Source organism: Butyrivibrio sp., from assembly GCF_017940685.1.
Classification (GTDB): Bacteria; Bacillota; Clostridia; order Lachnospirales; family Lachnospiraceae; genus Butyrivibrio.
This window is the reverse complement of record NZ_JAGAYD010000075.1, coordinates 1-10,992: the sequence shown is the minus strand read 5'-3', so window position 1 is coordinate 10,992 and position 10,992 is coordinate 1. Positions and strand designations below refer to the sequence as shown.

Genomic DNA, 10,992 nt, shown 5'->3' with positions numbered 1-10,992 from the left:
GTATTCATAGCGCGACAGCGCGACATGAAATAGCCCGAAGGGCTATGAATGGCATCGCTTGTAGGATGAACAAGAATGCTGCGACAACGAGAAATAAGTTAAAAGGATTAAATTTGAATAAACATTTCAGAAAATCTATTAGTTATTGAAATAATTAGTCTATAATAGCTTTGTAGCTATAAAAAATTGCTATCCGGAAATATATGATAGGAGGTACAGAATGAGTATCAAGAATTTGGTTAATTTGGATGATAAAAAGTTGCTTGAGATGAATGTAGGTAAGAAATTTGCTCATACTTTTACACGCATATACATATATCTTGGTTTATCTCTCTGCCTGCTTATCATTTCAATCGCAGTTGGTATATCAGGATATCATAAACTTTATAACAACTATTACAATCAAAATACTTATCAGGGACTCCTTCGTATTCACAACCAGAATCTTGGAAAATCTGCTTGGTGGGCGCTTGCTACTCGTGTATCTGAGACAAGACAGGAACAAATAGTAGAGTTCCATGAAACAATGCTTAACAACATGAAAGAAGATCTTACTAATTTAAGAGCATATCGTGGCGAGACAGAGCTCATTAAGTCCCTCGACGCAAATATAAAAAATATAGAAGCAACAACCGATAAACTCGCCTCCATGTACGCACAGGCTGAAGAACTTGAGGACGGAAGCCTTAGTAATGGAGATGAAATATACGCGGTCATGAGAGATGAGCTTCGGCCTGAAGTAATGACAACAGTGGAAAACACAAGGCAGATGACCGCCAATGTAACTAATGAGGTGACAAGCTCATATGATTTGACAATTGTTATAATGACAATAATGGTTGTTATTAGTATTATCATGGTAATTCTGCTGATCGTATTCATGAAAAATGCCCAAAACACGCTGACAAAATGCGTTGTCATGCCTGTTGACGAGGTTGCGAAGGCTGCAGAACAAATGGCCAGAGGCGATCTTAACGTAGCTATTGATTACCATGCCAATGATGAATTTGATATACTGGCCAGAGATCTTGAAAACTCAACCCGTGCATCCATGAATATCGTAAATGACATTTCAAATTCGCTTAATGAGATTTCTGAAGGCGATTTCAGTATAGGTACAATTACCCCGAATCTTTATCATGGTAATTTCAGCCCAATCAGCGAGTCCATGAATACCATTACAGACAAGCTTTCTAACACCATGAATGATGTTAAGGCTGCATCTGCAAGAGTTTCAGAGGGTGCCGAGAACATGTCCAAAGGCGCCAATGAATTGGCTGAAGGTGCTACTGATCAGGCTGCAGCTGTCGAGGAGCTTACAGCTTCAGTAAGTACAGTAACCGAACAGACAGAAAAAATGGCTGCGGATTGTGCAAGGGGCGTTCAGATGTCAATTGAGGCCCAGAAGGTAGCAAAAGACGGTGCTGATAAAATGGATCAGGTTACGGAAGCAATGCAGAGAATCACGACTGCTTCCAAGGAAATTCAGGAAGTTGCAAACAGTATTGAAGCTATTTCATCCCAGACCAAGCTTCTTGCTCTCAATGCTTCCATAGAAGCTGCCAGAGCCGGAGATACAGGTAAGGGCTTTGCAGTTGTTGCCCAGGAGATAGGACAACTGGCTCAGCAGTCGAATGACGCTGTACAGCGCACCCACGCACTTGTTAGTTCCGCTCTTGCAGAAATTGACAGTGGTAATGAGATTGTCGCAGAAACACAGATTACATTGCATGAGATAGGTGATTCCGTAAATGAGCTGGCTGAAATGATGAGAACCTCCGGAGACATGGCTCAGCATCAGGCAAGCAATATGAGAGAAATCAATCAGGGTATCGAGCAGATTTCTGAGGTAATTCAAACTAATTCAGCAACTGCCCAGGAATCAAGTGCTGTATCCAGTGAACTTTCTGATCAGTCTAACCAGCTGCATAACCTTATGTCACAGTTCCAGGTAAAACTGGTATAAGTGTATATAACATGAAAAGGGGCTGTCGCACTAATTAGTGTGGCAGCCTTTCTTTATGCCCAGCCCCAAGGTATCCATTTGGAATGGACCTGGGGGACGGGGTTAGTGGACCATTTACGAGACTAATAAATTTTGCTAGTATTTTGAATATGAAACCAGAAAATAACAGTCTTTTTAAAGAAACAATAAATATGGCCTGGCCTGCAGTGGTTGAATCATTTTTTGTAGCCTTCGTGGGACTGGTGGATTCATACATGGTGAGCGGGCTTGGAAGTAACGCTGTTGCTGCTATAGGTCTTACTACGCAGCCCAAGTTCATGGGCCTTTCTATGTTCTTTGCCATAAATGTTTCTCTTTCAGCGCTTGTTGCAAGGAGAAAGGGAGAGGACAAAAGAGAGGATGCCAACAGGATACTGGTTTCAGGAATTGCATTTATCCTGATTGCTGCGGTGATCATCAGTACCCTTCTGGTAACTTTTGCAGATGGCATTATAAGATTCTGCGGGTCCAGTGAGGACTCTCATGATCTTGCGGTATTGTATTTTAAGATAATCATGGGCGGAATGATCTTCAACTGTATACAGATGGGAATAAACTCAGCCCAGAGAGGCGCTGGAAATACAAGGATCACCATGAAGACCAATCTGGTATCCAACACCGTAAACGTCATTTTTAATTACCTTCTGATTGGAGGAAAGTTTGGCTTTCCGGCACTTGGAGTAAAGGGAGCTGCCCTTGCCACGGTACTTGGAACAGTTTTTGCCAGCATTATGAGCATAAGGTCGCTGTTTAAAGAAGGCTGCTTTGTCAGTATCCCTTATATTGTGGAAAATAAGATCCTGCCTGGGGTTGCCGCATTGAAGGGGCTTATCAAGGTGGGCTATTCGGTATTTTTCGAGCAGATCCTTATGAGAGTTGGATTTATGGCAACGTCCATAATGGCTGCCAAGATGGGAACAGCTGCCATGGCTGCCCATCAGGTTGGAATGAACATTATGGGCTTGTCATTTTCTTTTGGCGATGGCCTTCAGGCAACAGCTGTGGCGCTTATCGGGCGAAGCCTTGGGCAGGGAAATGAGGCGCTGGCAAGAGAATATGGGAAGACCTGCAGGATAATAGGCTTGTGCATATCATTTGTCCTGGCCTGCCTGTATTTCTTTGGAGGTCACGCCCTTATGTCAGCCTTCTTTGAAGAGCCGGAGATCGTTAAGATTGGCGTTGATATTACCAGGATCATTATTGTGGTAGTTATCTTCCAGGTGTCGCAGGTAATTTACATGGGGTGCCTGCGAGGAGCCGGTGACACAGGATACACTGCGATGGCTTCGATCATAAGTGTAACTATCATCCGAACTGCATTTTCATATATGTTCGGATATATCCTTGGCTTTGGAATAAACGGAGTGTGGATGGGAATCCTGGCAGATCAGGTATCCCGATTCATCTTTGGATCAGTGAGATTTAAACAGGGCAACTGGACTAAGATAAAGATTTGATCAGATTGGAAGGAAAGGGCAGCAGGGAATTAAAGGCTCTCTTTTGCTTGCAAAAATATATTGATAATTATTCATCTGTTTTTATGTCAGCACTATCTGTTGTATAATAATTGTATAAGCGAAAATATGTGTTTGTTTTTGTGAATACATGGAGGATTATTAGACCGAATGATCTATTCGATGGTTCCGGCAGCGGTGCTGATAATAAATCTGATATTAAACGGGGAATCGCTTATAAAATATGGGTTCCTTGAGAAGAAGCAAGGCGAGAGTGATCGTGTACATGTACGCTATAACCACTTTGTCCTTGCTGCGTGCTGTTACTTTTTTGTGGATGGTTCATGGGGGATTTTGTACGAACACCATGATATCCCGCAGCTTTTTCCTGCAATATATTCTTTTACAGTTTTCTATTTTGTGTTGATGCTCCTTACCATGCTGACATGGACCAGGTACATCGTTGCATATCTTGATAAACACGGCAGGCGCACCAAAGCGCTGCTCTATGGCGTGTGGGGAATGGTTGTGATAGGAATAGCCTGCCTGTTGGTCAACCAGTTCTTTGATCATTTCATGTTCTCATATAATGAAGCTCATGAGTATATCGGAGAATCCGGAAGGAATATTTCTTATATCCTGCAGATTGCATTCTACGCGGTGATCACAGTATACATGATGTCGGTCGCAAGTAAGGGTACAGGACGTGAAAAATTCAGGTACAGCGCGGTTGCAGCAACAAGTGTAGTCCTTGGAGTATTTCAAATCCTGCAGATCAACTATGCATTTCTTCCTTTCTATGCCATGGGACTTATGATAGGCATATGTTTAGTCCTTTCCTTTGTGCAGTCTGGAGAGAAAAAAGAAAAAGAGATACATGATAGTATTGCAAATGCCATGGCACAGGATTATGAAGCCATATTTTACATTGAAATAGAAACAGGTGAGTTTATTTCTTTTTCCAAGAGCAAAAAATACCTGACCATAAATGCTGTTGAGGCAGGAAAGGATTTCTTCAAAGAGGCCTTGGAAAGTATAGATAACTGTGTTTATCCTGAGGATCAGGAATATGCAAAGAGCTTTTATATCAAGGAAGAAATGTTAAAGCGCCTTGAGGGCAGGCATTCTTTCTCGTTCAAATACAGGATCCTTATTGATGGAAAGCCAAGGTTCTTTCTATTTACAGTGTCCAGGGATATCAATGAACAGTATCTTATTTTCTATGAAAAAGACATTGATGATGAGCTTAACGCAGAAAAGATCCAGAAAGAAAATCAGAAGAAGACAGTTACTTTCGGTCAGATCGCAGAGAGCCTGGCATCCAACTATGATGAGATCTACTACGTGAATGTGGAAGATTCAGCATATGTTGGCTATGCAGTTAATAATCTCTATGGCCAATTAGAGATCAGCAAGTCAGGAGAGGATTTCTTTAAGGAATCCCTTGATAATATCCCTCAGGTTGTTCACAGGCAGGATTAGGATCAGGTGTCTGAGTTTATTACAAAAGACAATCTTCTCTCCATGCTTGAAGAGCACAAGGATGGCAGCCTTGACTATCGTATCATGGTAAATGGCAAATCCAGATATACCAGAATGATTGCCAGAAAGACCAGTGATGGTACGCATCTGATCATTGGCGTTGAGGATATTGACGAGGTGATCAAGCGTGAGAAGCGGCACATGAAAGCTCTGAAGACAGAAAAAGAGCTGGCAAGACGCGATGAGCTTACTGGAGTCAGAAACAAGACTGCTTACAAGGAACTTGAGAAATCAGTGCAGTCAAACATCGACAATGGCATGGATTATCTGAACTTTGCACTGGTTGTATGCGACTCCAACAATTTAAAGATGATAAATGATACTTTGGGACATGCTGCAGGAGATGAGTATATCAAGGCTTCTGCCCAGATCCTGTGCGATATCTTTGTTCACAGCCCGGTATTCAGGGTTGGTGGCGATGAGTTTGTGGTATTTCTCAGAGGAAGTGATTACTCATCGAGAAAAGAGCTAATGGAGAAGCTTCGCAGTAAAGTCCTTGAAAATAAGAAAAACGGCGATGGGGTGGTCCTTGCTTCCGGAATGGCAGAATATCAGCCTGAAACCGACAGCTTTGTATCGGAGGTATTTGATAGGGCAGATAAAGAGATGTACGCAGAAAAGCAGAGCCTTAAAGCTTAAGACAGGACAGAACCTGTGCGGAACTGCTTTGGCGTTTTACCTTCTCTTTTCCTGAAGCTGTAACAGAAGGTGCTCTCATCCTCAAAGCCGCAGGAAAGTGCGATTTCTTTAATGGTCATTGTGGTGTTTGAAAGATAATATTTTGCCGCAGACATGCGGGTTGATAAGAGAAACTGGTGTGGAGTCACACCGGTTTCTTTTTTGTATTTCCTGGTGAAATGATAGAGGGAAAGCCCCGCCATGTCAGCCATTTCCTTAAGGGAGATATTTTTGGAAAAGTTCTGCGTAAGGTAGGAGGTGACTTTTCTTATGCCATCAGAGGCTGACGCTGCACCAGTGGAAGTGTGGTCAAACAGCGAAAGGAGAAGGTTTCCTATCATGATGCTCATCTGGGCCTCTGGCTTTAGGTCTCTGTTACAGAATGATGAAAAGAGATCAGAAATGATATGCAGAGCTTCCCTGAAGCCTGAAACAGTTATGATGTTTCCCAACTCTTTTGAAAGGTGCTCGTAGTAGCCTTTTGCCAGTTTCCCATCAAAGTGAAGCCATGTGGTTTTGCATCCGGTGTCTGTCCTGTAGGCGTGGGGATTGTAGCAATCAAGCAAAACTATGTCACCTTTTTGCGCAAGCTGATATTTACCATCGAGCAATATTTCCATAGTTCCGCTCTCGATGAGAATTAAGAGATAGCTGTCATACCTTGATCTTTCAAGGGAGTATCCCGGAAGATATTCAAACCTTCCTATCACTGTTGGATACAGAAAAAGATCAATGGCCTGAGCTGTTGGAGTATGGAAAAAATACTGTGAGCTGTCGCTGATTTTTTCTTCTGTTGTATGCATATATATCCCCTCGGATAAAAGAGCAATTTTTCTATATTATAGAGCAAGTTTCTCAATTGAGAAAGAGGCCTGTTCATTTTATTCTGAGGATATAAAGATGCTTTGTTTTAAGGCTTTGATCAAAATATGAGTCCCAAGGAGAGAGCTATGGATACAGTAAAGATCTGGGAAGAACAGGTAAAGATCCCAACTTATGAGGTTGGTGAAGCAGACATAAACCCCATGTTTCTTGAAAAGAGAGTTTATCAGGGCAGCAGTGGTAAAATCTACCCATACCCTGCCACAAACAAGATCAGCAGACAGAAACAGGATAAGATCTGGAACGTTGTGTTCCTTGAAAATAAGTATCTCAAGGTAATGGTAATGCCGGAGCTTGGAGGCAGGATCCAGAGGGCCTATGACAAAACCAACGGCTACGATTTTGTCTACTATAACCACGTGATAAAGCCGGCTCTTGTTGGGCTTACAGGCCCATGGATTTCAGGGGGCATAGAGTTTAACTGGCCCCAGCACCACAGACCAACAACCTACATGAAGGTGGAGCACCAGATCAGGGAAAATGCTGGCGGATCTAAGAGCCTTCTTCTTGGGGATGTGGACAGGATGTACGGAACAAGGGTAATTACCACGATAACTCTTTTCCCGGACAGGGCCTACATTGAGATTGATGGCCAGCTCTACAACAGGACGCCTCTTCCCCAGACCTTCCTGTGGTGGGCCAACCCTGCGGTTTCAGTTAACGACAACACCCAGTCTGTGTTCCCGCCTGATGTGCATTCGGTCTACGACCACGGCAAAAGAGCTGTCTCCAGATTTCCCATCGCAACCGGAATCTACTACAAGCACGACTACAGCGCAGGAGTGGATATTTCAAGGTACAAGAACATTCCAGTTCCCACGTCCTACATGGCTGAACACTCTGACTTTGATTTTGTGGGCGGCTACGACTACGGCAAGGAGGCAGGACTTCTTCACGTTGCGGATCACCACATATCTCCTGGCAAGAAGCAGTGGACCTGGGGATGCGGCGATTTTGGCAAGGCCTGGGATAGGAACCTCACTGATGAGGACGGCCCATACATCGAGCTGATGACAGGGATGTACTGCGACAATCAGCCGGATTTTGCTTGGCTTAAGCCCTATGAGGAAAAGAAATTCAAACAGTATTTCATGCCCTACAAGAAGGCAGGGTATGTTAAGAACGCTTGTCTTGACGCTGCGGTAAATCTTGAGGTTTCTGAAGATAAGATAGATGCAAAGGTTTATGCAACAAGGCCACTTGAAGATGCTGAGATTGTAATAACAGATGGCGGAAAAGAGATCTTCAGGGAGAAGAAAAATTTATCTCCCGAAGAGGTGTTTGAAACCAGTATAGATGCCAAAGGAGCAGACAGATACAAGGTAAAGATCCTGGTATTTAGTCAGGGAAAAGAGCTGTTATCCTATCAGGAAAAAGACTACGGTATACCAAAGCTTGCTGAGCCTGCCAAGGCTGCAAAGGCTCCAAAGGACATCCTTACAAATGAAGAGCTTTATCTTACAGGTCTTCACATTGAGCAGTACAGGCATGCTACTTACCTTCCTGATGATTACTACATTGAAGGTCTTAAGAGAGACGATGGAGACATTCGTATAAACAATGCCTACGGAATGCTGCTTCTTAGAAGAGGAGAGTTTGAGAAGGCGCAAAGGCACTTTGAAAAGGCTATAGAAAGACTTACTATCCTAAACCCGAATCCTTATGACAGTGAGGCATATTATAACCTTGGACTGTCACTGTTTTATCAGGAAAAATTTGATGCTGCCTATGATGCGTTTTACAAGGCTACCTGGTGCAGCGAAGAGCAGGAGATGTCCTTCTATTATCTGGCAGTTATCGCAGTAAGGAATGGAGAGTATGAGCTGGCCTTGGACCACGTGGAAAAGGGCCTTGTAAAGAACAGCCACAATATCAAGGCAAGGGGCCTTAAGGCGGCGCTTCTTGACCTTCTTGGAAGAGAGGGAGAGGCAGCAAGATACTTAAAGGAGAACATTAAGGTGGATGCCTTTGATTTTGTGTCCAGATCTCTTTTGGCTGAAATAGATGGAAGCTACTGTAAGGAGCAGGTAACCGGGGATATTGAAAATTACCTGCAGACAGCCAGGGACTTTGCAGAGTACGGACTCTATGAGAGGGCTGTTCTTACCCTTGAAAATTGCCCGGCAGAGAGCCCTCTTAAGTATTACTACCTGGCTTACTATCTGGACAAGCAGGGCCACGGCACCGAGGCGAAGGAAGTTCTTATAAAGGCCCAGAACGCTCCTTCAAGGTACTGCTTCCCCAATAAGATTGAGGATCTTCAGGTCCTTGAAAGGAGCATAGCACTTGATCCTACAGCCTCAAAAGCCTATTACTACCTGGGATGCCTTTACTATGACAAATTGGGCTACGACAAGGCTATAGCTTTATGGGAGAGGTCAAAGGATCTGGATAATACTTTCCCCACGGTTCTTAGAAATCTGTCTATAGCTCTTTTCAACAAGCGCGGAGACAAGGAGAGGGCAAAAGAGTGCATGGAAAGAGCCTTTGAACTTGATAAAAAGGATGCAAGGGTGTTCCTTGAGCTTGATCAGCTGTATGCAAGGCTTGGAAAAGAGCCATCGCAGCGCCTTAAGATATTTGAAGAAAACATTGGCCTTATAGAGGAGCGTGACGATCTCTACACTGAGTATGTGACCCTTCTTAATCTGTGCGGCCAGTACAACAAGGCTCACAAGGCCATAACAGGTCACAACTTCCAAACTTGGGAAGGGGCTGAGGGCAAGATCACAACTCAGTTTAAGTTATGTCTTTTCATGATGGCAAAAGACGCCCTTGAAAAGAATGATCCAAAGGGGGCAATAGCTCTTTTAGAGGAGGCTCTCTCTTATCCTGAAAACCTGGGTGAGGGCAGGCTTGAAGGCACCAGGGACAACAACCTGTATTACCTGTTAGGCCTTTGTTACAAGGCTCTTGGAGATGGAGACAGGGCAAATGAGAATTTTGAAAGGTCCACTTTAGGCGAATCTGAGCCTGCAGGAATGATGTACTACTACGATCAGCCTGCGGATATGATACTGTTCCAGGGCCTTGGATTTAGTGAGCTTGATGATACAAACAGCGCCAACACCAGGTTTTACAAGCTTCTTGACTACGGTGAGCATCACGTACATGATAAGTTTGTGATGGACTACTTTGCAGTTTCGATGCCAGACATGTCGGTATTTGACGCAGATATGGATATGAAGAACAAGGTCCACTGCTACTATCTGATGGGCCTTGGAAACTTGGGACTTGGCAAAAAAGATGAGGCTAAGACGTGGTTTTCAAAGGCTCTTGACCTTGATAAAAATCACCAGCTGGCAGCACTTTACAGAAACATGTGTAAATAATGGGGAAGTTATGATGAGGGATTTTATTAGTCTGTCAGGGAAGTGGGACGTCTGCCTCTTAGATGGGAGCATGCACAGCGCTATCCTGCCCGGGACTCTTGATACAAACGAAATAGGCTATGAAGACTGCATAAAGGGCAAGCTCCACCAGGATGAAAACTACGTTGAAAACAAAGCTCTTTCCGCTGCCCAGGTCATCGCCACAAGGCTTACCAGAAATCACACCTATGAGGGAAAGGTAGTGTTTACCAAAGTGTGTGACAAAGAGTTTGCAGAAGACAAAAGGGTTTTCCTTAAGGCAGAGCGGGCAAGAGTTTTAGAACTTAAGATTGATGGCAGGAAAGTTCCTGCTTTATCAGGTAGCCTGTCAACGCCCTACGTCTTTGAGGTTACAGGCGCCTTAAAGAAGGGCTCTGTCATTGAGCTTGTATCAGATAACAGCTATGAAGGCCTCCCTCATGACAACATTATCTATTCCTCAGCCGCCACTGACGAAACCCAGACCAACTGGAATGGCGTAATTGGGGAGTTTGGGATTTTTGAAAAAGAAAATACGTTTATTAAAAAAGTTATGGTTTATCCGGTTAGATGCGCTGGATGGGATAGTGATGAAGCATCGGATCAGGGGGAAAACAAGACCCGCTGGATCCTTGATGTGGTGGCGGACATTGACAGCAAGGAAGGCTTTGAAGGGAAACTATTTCTATCTTTTAAAGAACTGTCTCTTGATAAAGAAATCCATGTCAATTGCAGAGACGGTGAAACCTGTGTAAGAACAAGCATTGAAGCTAAAGTGCCAGGAGAACTTTTGTGGGACGAGGCAGAGGGAAGGCTGATCCATCTTAATGCAAAGCTGGTAGGCTGCGATGAGTATGAAGATGCATTTGGGATCAGATCCTTTGGAGATGTAGATGGGCATCTTTGCCTAAACGGCCGAAGGATATTCCTTAGAAGTGAGGCAAACTGCGCTGTGTACCCGGAGACTGGCCATCCGCCTATGGAGGTGGACTCTTGGAAAGAGATAATAAGGACCTACATGGGCTACGGCGTAAGCTGCCTTCGCTTTCATTCCCACTGCCCGCCGGAGGCTGCATTTACT

7 protein-coding genes are annotated in these 10,992 nt (G+C 43.9%); 6 read left to right on the top strand and 1 reads right to left on the bottom strand.

Annotation, left to right across the window (positions count from 1 at the left end):
* Window positions 1-220: 220 nt before the first annotated feature.
* The 4 genes from J6I68_RS05355 (at window position 221) to J6I68_RS05340 (ending at window position 5,640) form a co-directional block, all read left to right on the top strand.
* The gene (locus tag J6I68_RS05355; protein ID WP_292218188.1) at window positions 221-1,966 is read left to right on the top strand and encodes a methyl-accepting chemotaxis protein; all 1,746 of its coding nucleotides are present in this window, start codon (window positions 221-223) and stop codon (window positions 1,964-1,966) included.
* A gap of 191 nt (window positions 1,967-2,157) precedes the next feature.
* On the top strand, window positions 2,158-3,462 hold the full coding sequence (locus tag J6I68_RS05350) for an MATE family efflux transporter (RefSeq protein ID WP_292218186.1): 1,305 nt from the start codon (window positions 2,158-2,160) through the stop codon (window positions 3,460-3,462).
* A 168-nt stretch (window positions 3,463-3,630) separates the two neighbouring features.
* Window positions 3,631-4,941 carry a hypothetical protein gene (locus tag J6I68_RS05345; protein WP_292218184.1) on the top strand — a complete coding sequence of 437 codons (1,311 nt, stop codon included), beginning with the start codon at window positions 3,631-3,633 and terminating at the stop codon, window positions 4,939-4,941.
* A 6-nt stretch (window positions 4,942-4,947) separates the two neighbouring features.
* Window positions 4,948-5,640, top strand: coding sequence for a GGDEF domain-containing protein (locus tag J6I68_RS05340; RefSeq protein WP_292218182.1), 693 nt, complete (start codon window positions 4,948-4,950; stop codon window positions 5,638-5,640).
* Here J6I68_RS05340 and J6I68_RS05335 read toward each other — a convergent pair.
* Window positions 5,637-6,482, bottom strand: a complete 846-nt coding sequence (locus tag J6I68_RS05335; protein WP_292218179.1) for an AraC family transcriptional regulator — start codon at window positions 6,480-6,482, stop codon at window positions 5,637-5,639. The two genes, J6I68_RS05340 and J6I68_RS05335, sit on opposite strands and share 4 nt — an antisense overlap.
* 147 nt (window positions 6,483-6,629) lie before the next feature.
* Between J6I68_RS05335 and J6I68_RS05330 the strand changes: the two genes are divergently transcribed.
* Entirely contained in the window at window positions 6,630-9,893 is a 3,264-nt protein-coding gene (locus J6I68_RS05330) for a DUF5107 domain-containing protein (protein ID WP_292218177.1), read from the top strand.
* A 10-nt stretch (window positions 9,894-9,903) separates the two neighbouring features.
* The coding region (locus J6I68_RS05325) for a hypothetical protein (RefSeq protein ID WP_292218176.1) at window positions 9,904-10,992 on the top strand (1,089 nt) is incomplete at its 3' end.